Below are 21,437 nucleotides of genomic sequence, written 5' to 3'. Positions count from 1 at the left end.
GGTTCAGTCGAGTTCTCGGCGCAGCAGCGGCTCGGCCCGGATTGCGCTTCATCAATGGCCTCCAGCTTGCGCCGGGGTGACGAACGAAAAAGGGACGACCTGACCAATGGCGCTGCTCGACATCCGCAATCTCACTGTCGAGTTCAAGACCGCCAGCGGCTGGTTCCGTGCCGTCGACGGGGTATCGTTCAAGGTTGACGCCCATGAGGTCCTCGCCATTGTCGGTGAGTCAGGCTCCGGCAAATCCGTCTCGATGCTGGCGGTCATGGGGCTTCTCCCCTGGACGGCGACAGTTACCGCCGACCGCCTGCAGTTCGAGGGCCGTGAACTGCTCGGCATGAGCAAGAGAGAGCGCCGCAAGATCATCGGCAAGGACATCGCCATGATCTTCCAGGAGCCGATGTCGAGTCTCAACCCCTGCTTTAATGTCGGCTATCAGCTGACCGAAGCGCTGAAAACCCATCTCGACATGGACAAGGCGGAGCGCCGCAAGCGCGCCATCGAGCTCCTGAGCGAAGTGGGCATACCCGCACCCGAAACCCGGCTCAATTCCTTCCCGCATCAATTATCGGGCGGCATGAACCAGCGCGTGATGATCGCTATGGCCATCGCTTGCAAGCCCAAGCTCCTGATCGCCGACGAGCCGACCACAGCGCTCGACGTGACGATCCAGGCGCAGATCCTCGATCTCCTGCTCAAACTGCAGCGCGAGACCGGCATGGGTCTTGTCCTCATCACCCATTCGATGGGCGTCGTCGCCGAAACCGCAGAGCGCGTTTCGGTGCAGTATGCCGGCCAGAAAGTCGAGGAGCAGCCGGTCAGGGGCCTGTTCAAGGAACCGCACCATCCCTACACTGCCGCCCTGATCGCAGCCCTGCCCGAACGCGCCCACGCCAATCGCCTGCCCTCCATTCCGGGAGTCGTGCCGGGTCAGTTCGACCGGCCGCAGGGCTGCTTGTTCTCGCCACGCTGCGGTTTCGCCACCAGTCTATGCCGTGTCGAGGTGCCGCCGCAACAGAGGGAGCTGGGTGATGCACTCTGCCACTATCCGTTGAAGAATGGCGTGGCGCTCGGCCATCCCGGCAAGGGAGAAGCCGCATGACCGCAGACACCGTCCTCATCGCCCGCGATCTCGCGCGCCATTACCTGGTCTCGCGTGGCGCCTTCCGGCAACCGGCGACCCTCAAGGCGCTCGACGGCGCGGGCTTCACTGTGAAGCGCGGCAGGACACTTGCCGTCGTGGGCGAGTCAGGTTGCGGCAAATCGACCCTTGCCCGCCTCGTCACCATGATCGAGCCGCCTACCGCGGGGTCGCTGCAGATCTCGGGCCACGAGATCGTCGGCGCATCGTCGGACACGCTGAAGAAGCTGCGCTCGAAAGTGCAGATCGTCTTCCAGAATCCCTATGGCTCGCTCAATCCGCGCCAGAAGATCGGCCATGCGCTGGAGGAGCCGCTTCTCGTCAATACGACGCTCTCCGCCAAGGAGCGTACCGAGCGGGCGCGCGCCATGATGGCCAATGTGGGCCTGCGCCCTGAGCATTATGAGCGCTATCCGCACATGTTCTCAGGCGGCCAGCGCCAGCGCATCGCCATCGCCCGCGCTTTGATGCTCGATCCCGACATTCTGGTGCTCGACGAGCCGGTCTCGGCGCTCGATGTCTCGATCCAGGCGCAGGTGCTCAATCTTCTTGCCGACATCCAGGAGCGCCTCAATCTGGCTTTCCTGTTCATCAGCCATGATCTCTCGGTCGTACGCCACATCGCCAATGACGTGATGGTGATGTATCTGGGCCGCGTCGTCGAATATGGCTCCCGTGACGACATCTTCCGCAATCCCCAGCATCCTTATACGCGCGCCCTTCTCTCGGCGACGCCGATGGCCGACCCCGAGCGCAAGCGCGAGCGCATCGTGCTGAAGGGCGAGCTGCCCTCGCCGCTCAACCCGCCCTCGGGCTGCGCCTTCAATCCGCGTTGCCCGCTGGCTTTCGAGCCCTGCCCCGTGCTTCGTCCGGCGCTGCTTGCACACGAGGCAAGCCTTGTGGCATGCCATGCCGTGAACAAGCCCGAGGCCACGACAAAAGCGGCCTGATATCCAAATCGGAGTTAAGAATGTCCCGCGCTGAACACTCGACCGGCGAAGCTCTTGTTGGCCTGCTCGAGGCCTATGGCGTCGACACCATTTTCGGTATTCCGGGCGTCCACAATGTCGAGATGTACCGCGCTCTGCCGCGCTCCGGGATCAAGCATGTGCTGGTGCGCCATGAGCAGGGCGCGGGCTTCATGGCCGACGGCTATGCCAGGGCCTCCGGCAAGCCCGGCGTGTGCTTCACCATCACCGGCCCCGGCCTGACCAATATCATGACGCCTCTGGGCCAGGCCTGGTCCGATTCGAGCCCCGTTTTGTGCATTTCATCGGCCCTCGATATCGCCGACAGCGCCCAGGGGCGCGGTCGCCTGCACGAGATGCAGAACCAGCTGGGTGCGGCGGCCACCATCACCAATCTCGCGGTGCGCGCCTATACGCCCCAGGATGTGCGCGACGGCGTGGCGCGCGCCTTCTCGGCTTTCGCTTCACAGCGCCCGCGCCCCGCTTATCTCGAGCTGCCCCTCGATTTGCTCAAGGTTCCCTCAGGACCCGGCTGGACCGCGCACAAGACCCCGCGGCTGCCGCAGCCGGATGCCGTTCAGGTCAAGGAGGCGGCCGAGCGCCTGGGCGCCGCCAAGTCGCCGGTGATCCTGCTCGGCGGTGGCGCGCTCGATGCCGGCAGGGCGGCGCTGGCCATTGCCGAGCAGCTCGGCGCCCCCATCATCACCACCACCGCCGGCAAGGGCGCCGTGCCGGGGACGCATCCTCTGGTGCTGGGCTACCGTCTGGCGAGGGAGTCCGGCCGCAAGCTGCTGCGCGAGGCCGACACCATCCTGTGCGTCGGCTCGGAACTCTCCGAAACCGACTTCTGGGATTCGGGCTTCATCCTCGACAAGGGACTCATCCGCATCGATCTCGACCCGGCGACCCTGGCGCGGCCGCATGCCGCCGACATCGCCATCCTGGCCGATGCCGCAGCCACGCTCGCCGCGATCAAGGCCAGCCTTCCCGCCGCCGACCATGAGGCCAGGCGCAGGACGAACGAGAAGCGGATCGCCGGTTATCTCGCCATGGAAGGCAGCCAGGATGACGCCTTGCGCAAGATGCTGGGCAAGGTGCTGGCCGTCATCCGCGACAGCCTGCCGCCCGAAACGGTGATCGCCTCCGACATGACCCAGATCGCTTACGCCGCCAACGAGATCTTCCCGGTCTTTGAGCCGCGGACCTGGCTCCATCCGGTGGGCTTCGGCACGCTGGGTTTCGCGCTGCCCGCCGGCATCGGCGCCAAATTCGGCGCTCCCGGCAAGCCGGTCGCGGTGATGATCGGCGACTACGGCATCCAGTACACGATCAACGAGCTCGGCACCGCGGCCGAGCACAAATTGCCGCTGGTCATCCTGATGTGGAACAATGACGCGCTGGGCCAGATCCGCGACGACATGGTGAACAAGGGCATCCAGCCCAATGCCGTGACGCTGGTGAACCCCGATTTCCAGGCGCTCGCCAAGGCCTATCGCTGTCATGCCGAGAAGCCGGACTCGCTGAAAGCGCTCGCCCAGGCGATCGGCAGGGCGCTCAAGGCCGACGGCCCGACACTTGTCGAAATGACGCCGCGCATGCTGAATGGCTGAACACCCACTTTCGTCATCCCGGCGAAAGCCGGGACCCGCAAAACCCTCTCAACGCGAGAAGTGTCGCCCGCATTGTGCGGACCCGGCTATCATCGATGCACTCTGATTCAGCCGTCATCTTCGATGTCGACGGCGTGCTGCTCGATCTGACGGCTGCCGAAGAGGATGCCTTCTTCTGGGCCTTCGAGAAGCTTCATCGGCTGACCGGCCTGTCGCGCGACTGGGACAGCTACCGCACCCGCAATGACGAGGACATCATCACCGAGATCCTCGAAGGCCATTTCGGGCGGGCACCGTCCCCGGCCGAGCACAAGGCCGTGATCGAGACCTATCTCGCTCATCTGACGCAAGGCATAGAGGCGCGGCGGCTGGTGCCCGAGCCCATTGAGGGAGCCGCCACCCTCCTTGCCTCGCTCGGCGGCAGGACGACACTTGGTGTCGCCACCGCCAATCTCATCGAAGCCGCCGCGGCGCGTCTCGCAGCCTGCGGCCTGTGGGAACCTCTGAAAGACACTGGCTTTGGCGCCAATGGCGGCGGCGCCAAGCGTGAAATCCTCGCCCGCGCCATGGCGCGGCTCGGCCTGCCGCGCGACCGTATCGTCTTCATCGGCGACAATCTCAACGATGTCGCGGCGGGTCTGGGCAATGGCGTCCATTTCATCGGCTTTTCGCTGGATGAGGAGAAATGCCGGCGGCTCGCCGCGGCGGGCGCGCAACGCATTTGCAATCATCACCAGGATACGCTGAAACATATAGAAGACGCGCTTAAGATCTGATTTGCCCATCTGAAGGAGACGGCCCGACTTGGACCACCACCCCAATCAGTTCGCGCTTTTGCGCACCAGGCGCTTCTGGCCGCTTTTCGTCACCCAGGCGATCGGCGCCTTCAACGACAATGCCTTCCGCTATGCGCTGTCGATCCTGCTCATCTATGATCTGGGCCCGCGTCTCGGCTTCAATGCCGCCCTTCTCAACACCGTCTCCGCCGGCCTCCTGATCCTGCCCTTCTTCGTCTTCTCGGCCACCGCCGGCCAGATCGCCGACAAGTTCGACAAGGCGCTGCTGGCGCGCCGCATCAAGCTCATCGAGATCGCCATCGTGGCGCTCGCCTCCTTCAGCCTGTTCACCGACCAGGTCTGGCTGCAGCTTCTGACCGTGCTCCTGACCGGCATACAGTCGGCCTTCTTCGGGCCGATCAAATATTCGATCCTGCCGCAGCATCTCGAGCGCGAAGAGCTGCTGGGCGGCAACGGCCTGATCGAGATGGGTACCTTCCTGTCGATCCTGCTCGGCACCTTGTTCGGCAGCTTCGCCATCCAGTCCGAGCTCGGCCGCCATGCGGTGAGCGTGGTGATGATCGGCCTTGCCATCATCGCCTATATGAGCGCCCGCCAGATTCCCGAAGCGCCCGCCCCCCAGCCCGATCTCCGGATCAACCCGAATATCGCCGAGGAAACCTGGCGGATGATCGGCATCGCGCGCGAGCGCAAAGAGGTCTTCCTCGCCATTCTCGGCATTTCCTGGTTCTGGTTCCTGGGGGTCGTCTTCCTCACCCAGATCCCGCTCTTCACCCAGACCGAGCTTGCCGCCAACGAGACGGTGGCGAGCCTCATCATCGCCGCCTTCACGGTGGCGATCGGCATGGGCTCGATCGTCACCAACCGGCTTTTGAAAGGCGAGGTCTCGGTCAAATATGTGCCGGTCGCCGCGATCCTGATCACCCTCTTCATCATCGACCTCTATTTCGCCACCGGCGCGCTGCGCACCAGCGACGCCAGCACGCCGCGCACGGTGGCCGATATCGTCTCGACCTTTTCCGGCTGGCGGATTCTGGTCGACCTCACGGCAATAGCCTTCTGCGCCGGCCTCTTCGCCGTGCCGCTCTACGCGCTCGTCCAGTCGCGCTCCTCGCCGCAGAAGCGCGCCCGCGTCATTGCCGCCAACAACATCATCAACGCGATCTTCATGACGGCGGCGACGCTTATCTCCTTCCTGGCGCTGGGGGCCGGGCTGTCGGTGCGCGGCCTCTTCCTGGTGACCGGCCTCGCCAATGCGATCGCCGCCGCCTGGATCTGCCAGCTTTTGCCGCAGGAGCTCGCCGCCTATGTGGCGCGCCGCCTGTTCCGCCTGTTCTACCGGGTCGAGATCAAGGGCTTCGAGAACTTCGCCAAGGCCGGCCGCAAGGCGCTGATCGTCGCCAACCACACCTCTTTCCTCGATGGCCCTCTGATCTCGGCCTTCCTGCCGGAGCGCTGCCATTTCGCCATCAACACCCATATCGCCAATCGCTGGTGGGTAAGGCCGGCTTTCCAGCTCTTCGACCTGCTGCCCATCGATCCCGCCAATCCGATGGCGATCAAGACGCTGGCCAACGGCCTGAAGCGCGGGCGCAAGGTGGTGATCTTCCCGGAAGGCCGCATCACCCGCACCGGCTCGCTGATGAAGGTCTATGAGGGGCCGGGCGTCATCGCCCATCTGGCAGGCGCGAAAATCCTCCCCGTGCGCATCGACGGCGCTCAATATACGCCCTTCTCGCTGATGAAGGGCAAGCACCGACTGCGCTGGTTCCCCAAGATCACCCTGACCTTCCTGCCTCCCATCAAGCCCGATGCGCCGGCCGATCTCAAAGGCGGCGCCTTGCGCGAGTTCCTCGCCGACAAGCTCTATGACGTCATGACCGACATGATGTTCCGCACCAGCTTCGCCGACGAGACCCTGTTCAGGTCGCTGCTCAAGGCGCGCCGCATCCATGGCCGCAACCATGCCATACTCGAGGACATCCAGCGCACGCCCCTGACCTATGGCCGCATCGTGATGGCGAGCTTCATCCTCGGCCGGCGCCTCGCCGAGCTCACCCCCGGCGAGAAGCGGGTGGGCGTCCTCCTGCCCACCGCCGCCGGCTGCTTCATCACCCTCTTCGCCCTTCACGCCTCGGGCCGTGTGCCGGCTTTGCTCAACTACTCGACCGGCGCCGCCAACATGGCCGGCGCCTGCCGCACCGCCGAGATCAAGACCATCATCACCTCGCGCCGCTTCGTCGAAGCGGGCAATTTCGCCGACGACATCGCCGTCCTCGAAAAGGAGGCGCGCATCATCTGGATCGAGGATGTGCGCGAGAAACTGGGCCTGGGCGACAAGCTCTACGGTCTCTATGCCGGCCTCTTCCCGAAAGCCGCTCTGTCGCGCCTCGGCTACAATGACGACGCCCATGCGCCGGCGGTCGTCATTTTCACCTCGGGCTCGGAGGGAACGCCCAAGGGCGTCGTCCTCTCGCACCACAATCTGCAGGCCAATCGCCACCAGGCCGCGGCGCGTATCGACTTCACGCCCAAGGACATCGTCTTCAATGCCATGCCGATGTTCCATACATTCGGCCTGAATGCCGGCACCTTGCTGCCGATCCTCGCCGGCGTGCGCACCTTCCTCTATCCCTCGCCGCTCCACTACAAGATTGTCCCCGAGATGGCCTATGACATCAATGCGACGATCCTGTTCGGCACCGACACCTTCCTCACCGGCTATGCCCGCAACGCGCATCCCTACGATTTCTACGCGGTGCGCTTTGTCGTGGCGGGCGCCGAGCGGGTGCGGCCGGAGACGCGCCAGACCTGGATGGACATATTCGGCCTGCGCATCCTCGAAGGTTATGGCGTCACCGAATGCTCGCCCGTCCTCGCCGTCAACACGCCGATCCACTATCGCGCCGGCACCGTCGGCCGCCTCCTCGACGGCATCGATTACCGCCTCGACAAGGTCGAGGGCATCGAGGAAGGCGGCCGTCTTGTCGTCAAGGGCCCCAATATCATGATAGGCTATCTGCGCGCCGACAGGCCGGGCGTCATCGACCCGCCGGCCGAGGGCTGGTACGACACGGGCGACATCGTCAAGGTCGACGAGAAGCGCTATATCACCATCCTCGGGCGTGCCAAGCGCTTCTGCAAGATTGCCGGCGAAATGGTCTCGCTTGCCGCGGTGGAGAGCAAGTTGCAGCAGGCCTTCCCGGAGCATGTCCAGGCCGTCGTCGCCATTCCTGACCCCAGGAAGGGCGAGCAGCTTGTCCTCTTCACCACCGACCAGGGGCTCGACCGCAAGCGCCTGGCCGACGGGCTCAGGGCGCAGGGCGCCACGGAGCTGATGGTGCCCAAAGTCATCATCCCCGTGGAAACCATGCCCATCCTCGGCACCGGCAAGTTCGACTATGTCACCTTGAACCGCATGGCGCGCGAGAGGGCCGAGCCGAAGGACGATGCGGCGGAGCCATGAGCGTCACGCTCGACGATAGGGACCGGGGGCGCCTTGAGGGCGCCGAAGGCCCGGCGCTCGAGCTCGCCATGCGCCTCGTGCTGGCCGCCGCCGACATTCTGGAAGCCCGCTCCCTCATCCCCATCTCCTTCGCCCATATCGATGCCTGCTTCTATGCGGGCGAGGCGCATGTCGATTTCGCGCAGTATCTGCTCGATCACGACGCCAGGCTTGCCGTGCCGGCCTGGACGAACAATGGCGTGGTGAGCCTCGCGGATCCCGAGATCAGGCCCGAGGCGGGCGATCCGCAAATGGTCAAGGGCGCGCGCCGGCTGATGCAGCTCTATGAGAAGCTCGGCTGCCGCCCGGTCTGGACCTGCGCGCCCTATCAGCTCCCGGGCGGCCCCAAATTCGGCGAGCACATCGTCGCCGGTGAATCCAATGCGGTCTCCTTCTACAATTCCGTCATCGGCGCCCGCACCAACAAATATGGCGATTATCTCGATGTCGCCTGCGCGCTCATCGGCAAGGCGCCCTATGCCGGGCTCCATCTCGTTGAGGCGCGGCGCGGCGATATCCTCATCCGCACCACCGGCATCGCCGCGGACTGGAAGAGCGAGAACATCTTCTATCACCTGCTCGGCCATCATGTGGGGAGGCTCGCGGGCCAGGCCATCCCGGTGATCGACGGACTGCCGCCGCAGGACACGACGGACGGGCTCAAGGCGCTCAGCGCCGCCGCGGCCGCCTCCGGCGGCATCGAGCTCTGGCACGCGACCGGCGTAACCCCTGAGGCGGCAACGAACGAGCACGCCTTCCAGGGCGGCACTCCCACCCGCATTCTGGATCTGACGCCGGATGACCTGGCAAGGGCTCGACGCGACCTGACAAGCGCCCGCGACGGCCCGCTCGACATGGTGGCGCTCGGCACGCCGCATTTCTCGCTGACCGAATTTGCCCGCCTCATGCCGCTCATTGCCGGCCGCAAGGCGAAGCCCGGCCTCGCCTTCTATGTCTCGACCAGCCGCTATGTACGAGACGAGGCAGCGTCGCGCGGCTGGATCGCCGATCTCGAAAAATTCGGCGCCATCGTCATCGCCGATACCTGCACTTATTATTCGCCCGCCGTGCGCAACTGCCGCGGCCGCATCATGACCAATGCCGCCAAATGGGCCTATTACGCGCCCGGCATGCTGGGTGTTGAAGTCTGTTTCGGCAGCCTTGCCGAATGCGTGGAGAGTGCCGTCAGGGGCGAGACATGGCGCGATCCTCGGCTGTGGACGAACGGCCTCGCATGATCAGCGCCCGCATTCTTCACAAGGGTGCTGCGGAGGGCGAGGTGCTGGCGCTCGCGGCACCCTTGAGCTTCTGGGGCGCCTTCGATCCGCGTAACGGCGTGATCATCGACATCCACCACCCGCAACGGGGTCAGTGCATCTCAGGCAAGGTTCTGATGATGCGCGAGACGCGCGGCTCCGGCACAGCACCTGGCGGCATGGCGGAAGCGATCAGGCTCGGCACGGCGCCGGCGGCCATCATCCTGATCAGGCCCGATATCAATCTCGCCATTGGCGCGATGGTGGCGCAACAGCTTTACGGCCGAAGCTGCCCGGTTCTCTCCGTGAACACGGAGGATTATGAAACTCTGGCGGTCGCTTCGACGCTGGCAATTGCCCCGGATGGCCGGATCACTCCGCCGCCGCGAGCCGTCCCTCGGGGCTAGTGTCCTGGTCGCCGAAAACCGGCTGCGCCTCTTCCGGGATGCGGAAGATGTTCCACGCCCAGGCGCGCTTGCCGACCGACACGAGCCCCGTAACCCAGGACACATAGGCCGACAGAGCGAGGCCCAGCACGATCGGCGACAGCCACAGGAAGGTCTGGGTGGTGATCAGGAAAGCGAGCACGCCGACCAGCACGCCGGTCACGATATGCCAGGCATGCTTGTAGAGGAGCTCGTTGAAAGGCGGCGCCTCTTCGGTGCGCTTCTGCGCCTTCCAGCCGGAATCGCGTCCGAGCAGCACATCGAGCACGAAGCCCGACTGGATGAGCATCATGATCGGCGAGAGCAGCGCCGACAGGAAGGATTCGGCCAGCAGGCTCTTGAACAACCCGATGGCGCCGCCGCAGCCGCGCCGCAGCTCGGGATTGAGGAGTGCCGCCAGGATGCCGAGGATCTTCGGCACGAACAGCACCGCCATGGTCAGGGTGAACAATCTCAGCGCTCGTTCCGGATCGAAGACCGGCCAGGCCGGGAACAGCGAGAAGCCTTCGGGGAAATAATTGGGCTCGGTATATTTGGCGACCGTCGAGAGAACGAGACCGGTCATCAGCAGAAACAGCCACAGCGGCGAGGCCAGATAGGACATGATGCCCTGCAGGAAGTGGATGCGGCTCACCCAATGCAGGCCCTTCACGGTGAGAAGCTTCATATGCTGCAGGTTGCCCTGGCTCCAGCGCCGGTCGCGCGCCGCGAGCTCGATGAGATTGGGCGGCGTCTCCTCATAGGAGCCGCCGAGCCCCGGCAGCATATAGACCGCCCATCCGGCGCGCCGCATCAGCGCCGCCTCGACGAAATCATGGCTCATGACATGGCCGCCGAAGGGCTTGCGGCCTTCGAGCTCGGGCAGCCCTGCGGCTTCGGCGAAGGCCTTCACCCGGATGATCGCATTATGCCCCCAATAATTGCCGTCGCGCCCGTGCCAGGCGGCGAGCCCGTTGGCGACGATCGGTCCATAGACGCGGCCGGCGAATTGCTGCATGCGCGCATAGAGCGTCCAGCGGTTGTGCAGGAGCGGCAGGCTCTGGATGATGCCGGCCTTGGGGTCGGCCGCCAAGGCCCGCGCCAGCGTGACGAGGGTGGATCCCGCCATCATGCTGTCGGCGTCGAGCACGATCATCGCCTCATAGGTGCCGCCCCAGCGGGTGACGAAATCGGCGATATTGCCGGCCTTCTTGTGATGATTGTCGGCGCGGCGGCGATAATAGACGGCGATCACGTCACTGAGCTGCTCGCGCAGTTTGGCGAAGACCTGCACCTCGTTGCGGATATGCGCCGCCTCGCGGCTGTCGCTCAGCACGAAGATGTCGAACGACTTGCCGGCATCTTCCGCGGCAAGTGCCCGGCCCATGCGGCCCAGCGCTTCGGCCACCGTTTCGGGATCCTCGTGATAGACCGGCATCAGGAGCGCGGTGCGCCCGATCTTGTCCTTGTCGGCCAGCACATAGCGCTGCCGCCTCAGGCACAGGAAGCCGAGGACGGCGCTGGCGCAGGCGAAGGAGATCCAGGCGAAGGTGACGGCGAAGAGGCCCGCGAAGATGACCTGCAGCCAGGTGATGTCGGCCGGGCTGATCACCTGGTAGATCTCATAGGTACCGAGGCCGGTCAAAGCCAGCGTCGCCGAGAACACGAACCAGCGGCAGACATGGATGCTGGGATGCGACCGGCCGGCGGGGAGCGCCCCGCCCGGCGGCCAGTGCCTGAGATCCTGAACGGGCATTTCGAGCCGGGATTCCGGCGGCAGACTATCGTCCTTCGCGGGGGCGAGATCTACGATTTTGTCCACCGATAGAGCCATGTTTCGCTCACCTTGTCCTGGCCGCGCTTGAGCACGGCCCGGAATTCGGCCATCTCGGCACTTCCGACATCAATCTCGAAAGACAGCCTGACGCCGCCGCTTTGCGGATTGGGCTGGGTGACGACATTGCTGATCGTACCCTGGCTCGCGGTCACGTCGGCGACCACATCGCCCGTCAGAGAGCCGCCTTCGAAATCGATGACATAAAGGCGTTTGTTCTGGTCGAAATTGAGACCGCCGCCCGAGAAACGGGCCATTGCCTTGAAATCCTTGCGGTCGAGCGGCCACTCGTCGCACCAGTAGAGCCGGTAGACGAAGGAGGCCGAGCCGTCCTTGGCCGGCCGCTGCTTCGGCTGCCAGAATACCGCGATATTGTCGTTGATCTCGCGCTGCGAGGGGATTTCATAAAGCTCGACCGCACCCTGGCCCCAATCGCCGATCGGTTCCACCCACAGGCTGGGCCGCTTCTCATATTTGGCTTCGAGATCGAGGAAGTCGTCATAGCGCCTTTTGCGCTGCATCAGGCCGAAACCACCCGGGCTGTTGTCGACGAAAGCCGACACCTGGAGCGTCTTGGGATTGGCCAGCGGCCGCCACAGATACTCGCCCGCCCCCGTCAGCATCATCAGCCCGTCTGAATCGCACACCGCCGGACGATAGTCGTCGAAGGCGGCATGGTTCATGGCGTCATAGAGGAACATGCTGGTGAGCGGAGCGATGCCCACATGCTCGAGATCGCGGCGCGGGAAGATCGTCATCTCGACATCCATCTGCGTCGCCGCGCCCGGCTTGATGGTGAAGCGGTAGGCGCCGGTCGCCGACGGGCTGTCGAGCAGCGCCCACACCACCACCGAGACCGCATCGGGCGTCGGCGTGCGTATCCAGAACGAGCGGAAGAACGGGAATTCCTCGCCATTGGGCTGGCCGGTGTCGATCGCCAGCCCGCGCGCCGAAAGCCCGTAGAGATGGCCCCTGCCGATGGCGCGGAAATAGGAGGCGCCCTGGAACACGCAGAACTCGTCGTTGTAGTCCTTGCTGTTGATCGGATAGCGCAGGCGGAAGCCGGCATAGTGCAGATCGACATCGCCCTTGGGCTGCTGCACCAGGGGACCGAAGGTGAAGAGATCGGGGACGTAGTTGAGCTTGGCCTGCTCGCCGTCATTCACGACGAAGATGTCGACCGGCGATGTGTAGTAGAAGCCGGAATGGAACAGGTCGAAGGAGAAGCCATGCGGCTGGCCGCGCCAGATCGACTTCTCCGGATTGAAGCGGATGTCGCGATACTGATCGTAGGTCAGATTGTCCAGGCCGGGCGGCATGGCGATCTTCTCTTCGACGAAGGGCTTCTTGGCACGCGCCCGCGCCAGCTCCAATACATAGTCGTCGCTAAAGGTCTCGGATTTGGCGAACAGCTCGGTCGTCTGTGCCGCTGCTTCAAGCAGGCCGGCTTTGGACGCAAGCCCCAGGACCGCAAGCCCTTGCAGCGTGTTCAACACACCGCGCCGCGTAACGCTCATTCAACACAACTCCTCGCCCGACTTAACACGATGCCGGATCACGGTTTTTTGCCAGTTCTCTGGAACCTGGAACACACCCCGATGTGCGCCGCAACATGGAGCCCCAAGAACGATTTGTAAAGCCCTCGGCGGCGCGTGATCGGGAAAAGTGGGTACCGGTTTTCCGTCCGATCATGCGCCAAATTTATAAGTTCGATCACCTTTATCCCCTCAGATCGGACCGATCCGAGGGGATGGTGATCTAGTGCCCTAACCACGCATGATGGTGAGACTTTGTTCGCGCATATAGCGGGGGATGGTAAACGGGCCGAGGCCCCCTTTGCCGTCGACGCCCGAGCCCTTCCAGCCGCAGAAGCTCTGGACGCCGGGCCAGGCCCCGGTGGTCGCCCCGCTCCGCCGGTTGACGTAGAGAACGCCAGCTTGGGCGATCGCGAGGAACCTCTCGATCTCCCTGGGGTCCTCCGAATAGAGTCCCGCGCACAGCCCGTAAACATTGCGATTTCCCAATTGGATGCCCTCGTCCAGCGAAGCGCAGGCCTGGACCGAGAGAAAGGGCAGGAACAATTCCTCTTTGTTAATCCAATGATCCGGGGGAAGTTCCGCCACGATCGTGGGGGCGACGAAATGGCCTTTGGCGTAGCTTCCGCCGGCCAGCCTGTCGCCGCCATGCACGATGCGGCCTTTTGACCGGGCAGCCTTCACCGCTTTGTGAAACCGCTCGATAGCCGCTTCATTGATCACCGGACCCATGAACGTCCGCCGGTCTTCCGGATTGCCGGTGACGATCGCCTCGGCCAGCACCTTGAGGCGCTTGAGCAGGTCGCCGACGACAGCGGTTTCGACATAGGCCACCGAGCAGGCCGAGCATTTCTCGCCCGACAGGCCGAAGGCCGAGCGGACGAGCCCTTCGGCCGCGCGCTCGAGATCCGCCCTGGCTGACACATAGGCAGGGTTCTTCCCGCCCATCTCGCAGATGACCGGCCGCGCAAAAGGGCCGGATGCGAATTTGCGGAAGATGCGCATGCCGACCTGGTGGCTGCCGGTGAAGGCGACACCGTCGACGCCGTCGCAATCGACCAGCAGCGGCCCTGCCTCCTCGCCATTGATCATGTTGACGACGCCGGGCGGCAGGCCCGCGGCCTCGGCCGTCTCCATCAGCAGCGCCGCCGTCAGGCCTGATTGCGGGGAGGGCTTGAACACGGCCGTATTGCCGGCCACCAGGCAGGCCCCTAGCATGTTACAGGCCAGCGCCACCGGAAAGTTGAAGGGCGCGATGACGGCGAAGACGCCGACCGGCTTGAGCTGGCAGCTCGTCTCCTCCGCCTTGAGGGCGCGCGCCATGGGCCGCACGAAGCCCTTGTTGCGCTCCATCTCGTCGCAATACCATTCGATGAGATCGACGGCTTCCTCGGCCTCGCCAATGGCCTCGAGCCTGGATTTTCCGACCTCATAGAGAGCGGCCATGCCGAGATCATATTTTCGCCGGTCGATCTCCTTCGCCCATTTTCGCATGATCTTGAGGCGCGCCTTCCAGTCCATTCCCGACCAGTCCGGAAATGCCTCGCGCGCCGCGGCGACGGCGCTCTTCACCGCCTTGCGGTCGCCGGCGACGAGGCGTGCCACAATCAGATCGTGATCGAACGGACAATGAACCTCATAGGCACGCCCGCTGACATCGTGGCGGCCGGCCACGACATTGGGCCATGCCTGCCCGATGGAGGCCTTGCGAAAGCGCGGCAAGGCCTGATCGAGCCAGTCATGCAGGGCTCCGAAATCGGCAGCGATGTTGGAATAGGTGACGCGCGGCAGGGCTTTGGTCATGCAGGAACTCTCGCAGGCCTTCGGAAGCTAGAGCAAATCCCGCCAAAGTTGAAGACTTTGGCGATGAGGCTTTGCTCCAACACATTGATATGGCGCGAATCCTTTTCGGCGAAGCGATGCCGCTTCGCCGGGATGCGCGCTGGTGCCGAAACGCCGCCGTGAAGTCTCTTCCGGATCGCTCAGCTCCTTGCCGTCGTGGAACCGGTATCGAGACCAAACGTTATTGGTAGGCCCAGAGGGAACCGGCAAGGATGGTCACATGGATATGAGCCCGGTCGAGGGCAACAAGGCGGTTGCGGCGCGGCTTCATCTGTCCAAGCCGGTATCCGTCTCCATCATCGGCATATTCGTGATCCTCCTGATCGGCGCCTTCTATTTCGCCCGCGGCTTTTTCCTGCCGGTGATGCTGGCGCTCCTGATCACCCTCACCTTTTCGCCCATGGTGCGCTATTTGCGCCGCCATGGCATTCCCTCCGTCGCTTCGGCGATCCTCCTGGTGCTGGCGATCTTCACCGTCTTCGGCTCGGCGACCATCTATCTCTCCGACCCGGTGAGCCAGGTCATTGCCGATGCGCCGGCGATCGCCCAGCGCATCGAAGAGCGTTTTGCCCCCTTGCGTGAGCCCTTGCGCAAGATGATGAGCGCTTCGGCGCAGCTCGAGGAAATGGCCGACGCGTCGGGTGCCACGACCGAAAAGGTCACCGTGGCCCAGCCGGGCCTTGCCGCCTGGGCCGCCGATACTCTGGGCGGGCTCGGGACGACGCTCGGCGCCACCCTGGTGCTCGTGGTGTTCCTTCTCTCCTCGGGCGATCTCTTCCTGCACAAGCTGGTGCGCGCCTCGCCCACCTTCAGCGACAAGAAGCGCTCGGTGCGCGTCGTCCACGACGTCGAGTTCGAGGTCTCGCGCTATCTTCTCACCATCACCGCCATCAATATCTGCTTCGGCATCGTTGTCGCCATCGCCATGGCGGTCCTCGGCATGCCCAACGCGCTGCTCTGGGGCGCGGCGGCGACCATGCTCAATTTCATTCCCTATGTCGGCGCCATCATCGGCACCGGTGCGGCGCTCATCGCCGGCCTCATCACCTATGGCGGCATCGGTCCGGCCCTGCTGCCGCCGGCGGCCTATCTCGTCTTCCACACGCTCGAAAGCGCCTTCATCACGCCGCTTGTCGTCGGCAAGCGGCTCGAGCTCAATGTCGTCGCCATTTTCATCTCGCTGGCTTTCTGGAGCTGGATATGGGGCATTGTCGGCGCGCTGATCGCCGTGCCGATCCTGGTCGTTGTGAAAGTGTTCTGTGACCACTTTCCGGGCCTGGCCAAATTCGGCGAATTCCTCTCCGGCAACAATTTCACCATCGAGCCGGTGAATGGTCACGAAACCACGCCAGCGGAAGACTGACGCATTATAGCCCGCCGGCAGGCTTGTCGTCGCACCATCTTGACGCAGCGTCTTTCGCTCCTACGTAGCTTGCAGAGCAGTCTGTTCCGTGCGCCAGGGGCGCGCGAACGCCCTTGTCCCGGAATTGAGATGAGCAACCGGCGTTGCGTATCCTGCTCGCGCAGCGCGACAGGAGTTGGTCATGGTGGACATCGGCAAAAGGCTGACGGCTCAATGGAAAGATGCCGTGAACATCGTTCTCGGGCTTTGGCTCATTGCTTCCCCATGGGCGCTTGGTTTCGTGACGGACCGTGCGCCGACATGGAATGCCTGGGCCGTGGGCGTGATCATTGCCGTCGCCGCACTGGCGGCCATGGTGGCTTTCAACAAATGGGAGGAATGGGCCGAGATCGCGCTTGGCGCCTGGCTCGTCGTTTCGCCCTATCTTCTCGGATTTGAGATGATGATGAACCCGACCATAAACCAGGCCGTCGTCGGCATCATTGTTGCCGGCCTTGCGATCTGGTCTGTCATGGCGACGACCGGCACGGCCGGCCGGCTCATGAGGTAGATGATGGGAATGCCGGCCTTGGCCGGCATTCCCCCGTGCGTTCTCGCCGGCGGTAACATGTTTCTTGCGCCGCACCTCGACGCGGATGAGGCTTTGATCTAGAAAGCCGCCCGTATCCGAGGAAGCAATCATGCGTTTTGCGAAGATCACGGAGCGGCTCCAGGGCCTGGGCTCCGACAAATGGGCTGTTCACATCGAAGGCAAGCACCGCGAGGCACGCGGCGACAAGCTCATCTTCCTGTCGATCGGCGAGCCCGATGCGGCGGTGCCCGAGGCCATCATGGATGTCGCCGAGCGCCAGATGCGCGCCGGCCGCACCCGCTACTCCAATGGCCGGGGCGAGCCGCAGGTCCTGCGCGCTTTGTCTGCCATGTATTCGCGCCGCACCGGCCGCCATGTGACCCCCAGCCAGTTCCTGTTCCTGCCCGGCACCCAGACTGCTCTCTATGTCGCCTTCATGGGAACCATCGATATCGGCGATGAGGTGCTGCTGCCTGATCCCTATTACGCGACCTATGAGGGCGTGATCGCCGCCGCGGGCGGCGTAGCAGTGCCGGTGCGCGCCGACCCCGACCGAGGCTTCCACCTGAACGCCGCCGATCTCGAGAAGAAGATCACGCCCCGCACCCGCGCGCTCCTCCTCAACACGCCGGGCAATCCGACCGGGACCGTCTTCACCGCCGAAGAGATCGCCGGCATCGGCGCTCTGTGCCGCAAGCATGACCTGTGGATCGTGTCTGACGAGGTCTATGCGACGCTGACCTATGGCAACACGGTCTTCGTTTCGCCCTTCGACGACAAGTCGCTGGAAGAGCGCACCGTCGTGGTCTCGTCGGTCTCGAAATCGCATGCCATGCCGGGCTTTCGCTGCGGCTGGATCGCCGCATCTGAGGAGTTCTGCGAGCATGTGCTGCCGCTCTCCGAGACCATCCTGTTCGGCTCGCAGCCTTTCCTCGAAGATGCCACCGCCTTCGCGCTCGACAATGAGTTTCCCGAGGTCGATGCGATGAAGGTGAGCTATGAACGGCGCGCCCGCGCGCTCATCGCCGGCATCAACGGCTCAAAGGCTGTTTCGGCGCGCATGCCGGAAGGCGGCATGTTCGTCATGATCGATGTGCGCAAGACCGGCCTCTCGGGCGATGAGTTCGCCCGCCGCCTGCTCGCCGAGGAAGCGGTCGTCACCATGCCGGGCGAGAGCTTCGGCGAAGGTGGTGCCGGGCATTTGCGCATCGCCCTGACGGTCGATGAAACACAGATCGCCGAGGCGGCCAGGCGCATCCGAAGGCTCGCCGAGCGCGTCGCCTAATCAAGCGTCTCAGCTTTTAGCAAATTGGCGAGAAGGATCTCACGCCAGACGCGCATGGGCGTGATCCATGAATCCCACATATTGTATCTGCCGGAGAAGGTCACTGCCGCAATGCCCGCATCGGGCATCAGCCACAGACGCTGCCCGCCATTACCGAAGCCACCGAGCCACCGGTGATTTCCCTCATGACCAATGAACCAGAGGCGACCATAATGATCCCCGTCGCCCGTTGGAATGGCGGGCTTCCACGACTGTTCGATCCATGCTCGCGAAACGATGCGCCTGCCCTCCCATTCGCCATTCTGAAGCAAGAGGTTGCCTATGCGCAGCAGTCCACGGCCGGTGAGGCGCAGTCCCGATGCCGCGGACGCTATTCCATCATTGCCGGCCGACCATTCGAATTCGGTGATCCCCAAGGGAGCGAACAGGGCCTCTTTGGCGAATTCAGGCAAGGCCTTGCCCGTGCCGCGCTCGATCAGCGCGCCGATCAGCGCAACGCTGCCGCCCGAATAGGTCCAGCGCTTGCCCGGCTCCATGACGATCGGCCTTTCGAGGATGAAGCGATAGCGATCCGCCGCCTGCTCCATGGCGATCTCGCTGTTCGCCGGACTGGTGTAAGGGAGGCTTTCGTCCCACTCCAAGCCGAGCGTCATGGTCAGCGCATGCTCGATGGTGAGCCCTGACCGCTTGGCGTCTTTGCCGAGATCGGGATATTCCGGAAACTCAACGAGCAACGGGGCTTCCGGCAACGGCACGAGCCCGCGATCGAGCGCTATTCCATAAAGCACGCCGACAATGCTCTTCGTTACCGAGCGCAGGTCATGGAGCGTGTCGGGCGTGAAGGAAACCTGACCCAAGGGCGAGCCCCAATTTACATCGGACCCCTCAAAATAGCGCTCCAGCACGATCTGGCCGGCCCGGCTGGCGACGACGATATGCAGATCGCGCAACAGGCCAGACTCGATGCCTGCCGCGAGTTTCCGTGCAATATCCGGTGTATCTTGCATGTCGAACCTGTGTTGAAATTGATATCGATGGCGAGGCTAGCATTTAGCCCTTGCGAATGAACAGACTACAACAGACACATCCAGTCATCCGCGCATGGGCGGCATGCGGAACTGCTCCTTGCGTCACCGCTGCGTAATCCTCAGAAGAGGACCTGCATGCAAAAACCTTTGGGAACCACGGCACCAACTGCCGAAACGGATTGGCGTGCTGTCGCCATTGTCGTTGCCGCCGGTGTGATCGTGGCGCTCCAGGTCGGCAAGGGCATCATCACGCTTCCCGCTTTGCGCGCCGATTTCTCGCTCGACCTTGCCGCGGCCGGCTGGATCATCTCGGTCTTCGCCCTTGTCGGCGTTGTCAGCGGCATTCCGGCCGGCGTGGCGGTGAACCGCTTCGGCGACAGGTTCCTGTGCATATTGGGTCTCGCCGTCCTGGCTTGCGGCGGCCTGGCGGGCGCGCTCGCTTCGAGCTTCGCCATGCTTCTCGCCGGGCGCATCGTCGAGGGCGTGGGTTTCCTGGTGACCGTCGTCGCGGCGCCGGCTTTGCTTCAGCGCACGGTCGCAGCCGGGGATCGCGATTTCGTCTTCGGCCTGTGGAGCACCTTCATGCCGGCCGGCATGGCCATCGCTTTGCTCTGTGGTGCCTGGGTCGAAGGCTGGCGCGGCTTCTGGATCGCCAATGGCGCATTGACCGCGGCGGCAGCGCTGCTGGTGATGCTTATGGTACCGCGCAAAAAGGCCGAAGCAGGCAGCATCGCCACGGGCGCGCTGGCGCGTGATGCCTGGACGACGCTGACCGCGTCAGGCCCCCTGCTGCTGGCTTTCACTTTCGCGCTCTACAGCCTGCTCTATTTCGCGCTGGCCGGCTTCCTGCCGATCCTGCTCACCGAGCGCATGGGGGTCTCGCCCGTTGCCGCGGGCGTCCTCAGCGCCATTGTCGTCGCCGCGAATATTGTGGGCAATCTCGCCGCGGGAATACTGCTCGGCCGCGGCATCACCGCGCGCTGGTCGCTGATCGCCATCGCCGCCATCGTCATGGGCCTTTCAGGTGTCGCGATATTCCTCGCGCCCCTGCCTGCCGCCATTATCTTCCTGCTCTGTGTGATCTTTTCCGGTATCGGCGGCCTGCTGCCCGCGACCTTGCTGACCTCCGCCCCGCTTCTGGTTCCCATGCCGCGTCTGGCGCCGATGTCGCTTGGCCTCGTGATGCAGGGCAGCAATCTGGGCCAGGTGGTGGGGCCGGTAACGATCGGCGCTGCCGTCGATTGGGCGGGCTGGCCCGCCGCTGCCTGGCCGGTCGCCATCGCGGCCACGGTGGCGGCCGTAATGGCAGGCCTGGTGCGCCGTTTCCCGCTGATGCGGCGCGGTCACAGCTGAGAGCGCGTCAGGAAGCTCTCGAAATCTTCCGGCGGCCGTCGCAGCATCTTCATGAAATGTGTCGATGTCGCCGCGAATCTTCCCTCCCGGATGGACGCGCACAAGGACGTGAAGGCCACCGGCCAGGGATCCTCAACCTTGCTCTGCAGCCGCTCGAGATAGTCCTGGTCGGCGCAGGGCTGGTAAGAATACGCTTCACCCGAGGAGCGCGACGCCGCCGCCGCGATCTCGGCCATGGAATAATCTTTGGCGCCGGTCAGATCCCAGCTCGCCGCGGATTCATCGAGCATCGCCTGGGCAATGAAGGCCGCCACGTCGTCGCGGGAGATGGGCGCGATGCGGGCATCGGCAAGCGGCAGCGAAATCAGCCTGTCCTTCAGCCAGTGACGCAGGATGAAATCCGAATAGAGGCCGCATCTGACGACCGACGTGGCAAAGCGCGCCGCCTTCAACCGCCGTTCCGCGTCGCGATAGGCTGGGGCGAAGTAGAAAGGCGAGGCTTCTTCCACATCGATGATGCTGGTGAAGACGGCATGCGTGATCGGGCTTCGGTTCGCCGCGTCGATGATATGGGCGTGGTGACGCATAACGTCATCGGCAAAACCATCGCTCGAGACGAACAGCAGCTTCCTCGCTTTGGCGAAAGCGCGATCGAGGCTCTTGCGATCATCATAATCGGCGATGATGATGGGGACGCTTTCCGGAATGACTTCACGCAGGCGCTCGCTGTCGCGCGCCATCGCGGTTACCGGCAATCCAAGCCCGGCGAGGCGGCGGATTGCCCGGCTTCCGATGTAACCGCTGGCACCTGTGACAACGATCATTCGTCATCTTTCTTGAACAATGCTGAACCCGTTGACACTGCGTAGTTTTTCCTGCGCGCAACGCAATATATCCCGTCTGGACCATATTACATCTTGCATC

At 63.9% G+C, this 21,437-nt stretch carries 16 protein-coding genes; 11 read left to right on the top strand and 5 right to left on the bottom strand.

Going from position 1 to position 21,437, the window contains the following annotated elements; translation table 11 throughout:
* Window positions 1–106 precede the first annotated feature (106 nt).
* From DT068_RS01715 to DT068_RS01685, 7 genes are all read left to right on the top strand, one after another.
* Window positions 107–1,102: an ABC transporter ATP-binding protein gene (locus DT068_RS01715; RefSeq protein WP_119388035.1), complete on the top strand. Its 996-nt coding sequence runs from the start codon at window positions 107–109 to the stop codon at window positions 1,100–1,102.
* Entirely contained in the window at window positions 1,099–2,091 is a 993-nt protein-coding gene (locus tag DT068_RS01710) for a peptide ABC transporter ATP-binding protein (protein WP_119388034.1), read from the top strand. Before DT068_RS01715 ends, DT068_RS01710 begins: the two co-directional genes overlap by 4 nt.
* 20 nt (window positions 2,092–2,111) lie before the next feature.
* Window positions 2,112–3,719, top strand: coding sequence for a 5-guanidino-2-oxopentanoate decarboxylase (locus DT068_RS01705; protein WP_162913945.1), 1,608 nt, complete (start codon window positions 2,112–2,114; stop codon window positions 3,717–3,719).
* 95 nt (window positions 3,720–3,814) lie between these two features.
* The gene (locus DT068_RS01700) at window positions 3,815–4,495 is read left to right on the top strand and encodes an HAD family hydrolase (RefSeq protein WP_119388032.1); all 681 of its coding nucleotides are present in this window, start codon (window positions 3,815–3,817) and stop codon (window positions 4,493–4,495) included.
* 28 nt (window positions 4,496–4,523) lie between these two features.
* Complete coding sequence (locus DT068_RS01695; RefSeq protein ID WP_119388031.1) at window positions 4,524–7,982, top strand: acyl-[ACP]--phospholipid O-acyltransferase; 3,459 nt, start codon at window positions 4,524–4,526, stop codon at window positions 7,980–7,982.
* Complete coding sequence (locus tag DT068_RS01690; protein WP_119388030.1) at window positions 7,979–9,259, top strand: aconitase X; 1,281 nt, start codon at window positions 7,979–7,981, stop codon at window positions 9,257–9,259. The genes DT068_RS01695 and DT068_RS01690 overlap by 4 nt, the downstream gene beginning before the upstream one ends.
* Complete coding sequence (locus tag DT068_RS01685; RefSeq protein WP_162913944.1) at window positions 9,256–9,684, top strand: aconitase X swivel domain-containing protein; 429 nt, start codon at window positions 9,256–9,258, stop codon at window positions 9,682–9,684. The genes DT068_RS01690 and DT068_RS01685 overlap by 4 nt, the downstream gene beginning before the upstream one ends.
* On the opposite strand, the gene mdoH is transcribed toward DT068_RS01685, so the two are convergent.
* The 3 genes from mdoH to DT068_RS01670 form a co-directional block, all read right to left on the bottom strand.
* The gene (mdoH, locus tag DT068_RS01680) at window positions 9,650–11,536 is read right to left on the bottom strand and encodes a glucans biosynthesis glucosyltransferase MdoH (RefSeq protein ID WP_119388028.1); all 1,887 of its coding nucleotides are present in this window, start codon (window positions 11,534–11,536) and stop codon (window positions 9,650–9,652) included. The two genes, DT068_RS01685 and mdoH, sit on opposite strands and share 35 nt — an antisense overlap.
* A complete protein-coding gene (locus DT068_RS01675) occupies window positions 11,509–13,053 on the bottom strand; it encodes an OpgD/OpgG family glucan biosynthesis protein (RefSeq protein WP_119388027.1) in 1,545 nt (514 codons plus the stop codon). Before DT068_RS01675 ends, mdoH begins: the two co-directional genes overlap by 28 nt.
* A gap of 249 nt (window positions 13,054–13,302) precedes the next feature.
* Entirely contained in the window at window positions 13,303–14,874 is a 1,572-nt protein-coding gene (locus DT068_RS01670) for an aldehyde dehydrogenase family protein (RefSeq protein ID WP_119388026.1), read from the bottom strand.
* 259 nt (window positions 14,875–15,133) lie between these two features.
* Between DT068_RS01670 and DT068_RS01665 the strand changes: the two genes are divergently transcribed.
* From DT068_RS01665 to DT068_RS01655, 3 genes are all read left to right on the top strand, one after another.
* Window positions 15,134–16,276, top strand: a complete 1,143-nt coding sequence (locus tag DT068_RS01665; protein WP_119388025.1) for an AI-2E family transporter — start codon at window positions 15,134–15,136, stop codon at window positions 16,274–16,276.
* Window positions 16,277–16,457: 181 nt separating this feature from the next.
* Window positions 16,458–16,826 carry an SPW repeat protein gene (locus DT068_RS01660; RefSeq protein ID WP_119388024.1) on the top strand — a complete coding sequence of 123 codons (369 nt, stop codon included), beginning with the start codon at window positions 16,458–16,460 and terminating at the stop codon, window positions 16,824–16,826.
* A 130-nt stretch (window positions 16,827–16,956) separates the two neighbouring features.
* On the top strand, window positions 16,957–18,132 hold the full coding sequence (locus DT068_RS01655) for a pyridoxal phosphate-dependent aminotransferase (RefSeq protein ID WP_119388023.1): 1,176 nt from the start codon (window positions 16,957–16,959) through the stop codon (window positions 18,130–18,132).
* On the opposite strand, the gene DT068_RS01650 is transcribed toward DT068_RS01655, so the two are convergent.
* The gene (locus tag DT068_RS01650; protein ID WP_119388022.1) at window positions 18,129–19,139 is read right to left on the bottom strand and encodes a serine hydrolase domain-containing protein; all 1,011 of its coding nucleotides are present in this window, start codon (window positions 19,137–19,139) and stop codon (window positions 18,129–18,131) included. The genes DT068_RS01655 and DT068_RS01650 overlap by 4 nt on opposite strands.
* Window positions 19,140–19,295: 156 nt before the next feature.
* Here DT068_RS01650 and DT068_RS01645 point away from each other — a divergent pair, with 156 nt between their 5' ends.
* Entirely contained in the window at window positions 19,296–20,513 is a 1,218-nt protein-coding gene (locus DT068_RS01645) for an MFS transporter (protein ID WP_119388021.1), read from the top strand.
* Here the strand turns inward: DT068_RS01645 and DT068_RS01640 are convergent.
* Entirely contained in the window at window positions 20,504–21,337 is an 834-nt protein-coding gene (locus tag DT068_RS01640; protein WP_119388020.1) for an NAD(P)H-binding protein, read from the bottom strand. The genes DT068_RS01645 and DT068_RS01640 overlap by 10 nt on opposite strands.
* Window positions 21,338–21,437: the final 100 nt, after the last annotated feature.

Origin of the sequence: Taklimakanibacter lacteus, from assembly GCA_003576695.1 — a bacterium.
Classification (GTDB): Bacteria; Pseudomonadota; Alphaproteobacteria; order Rhizobiales; family Aestuariivirgaceae; genus Taklimakanibacter; species Taklimakanibacter lacteus.
The sequence above is the reverse complement of the archived record's forward strand: the minus strand, read 5'-3'. Positions and strand labels throughout refer to the sequence as shown.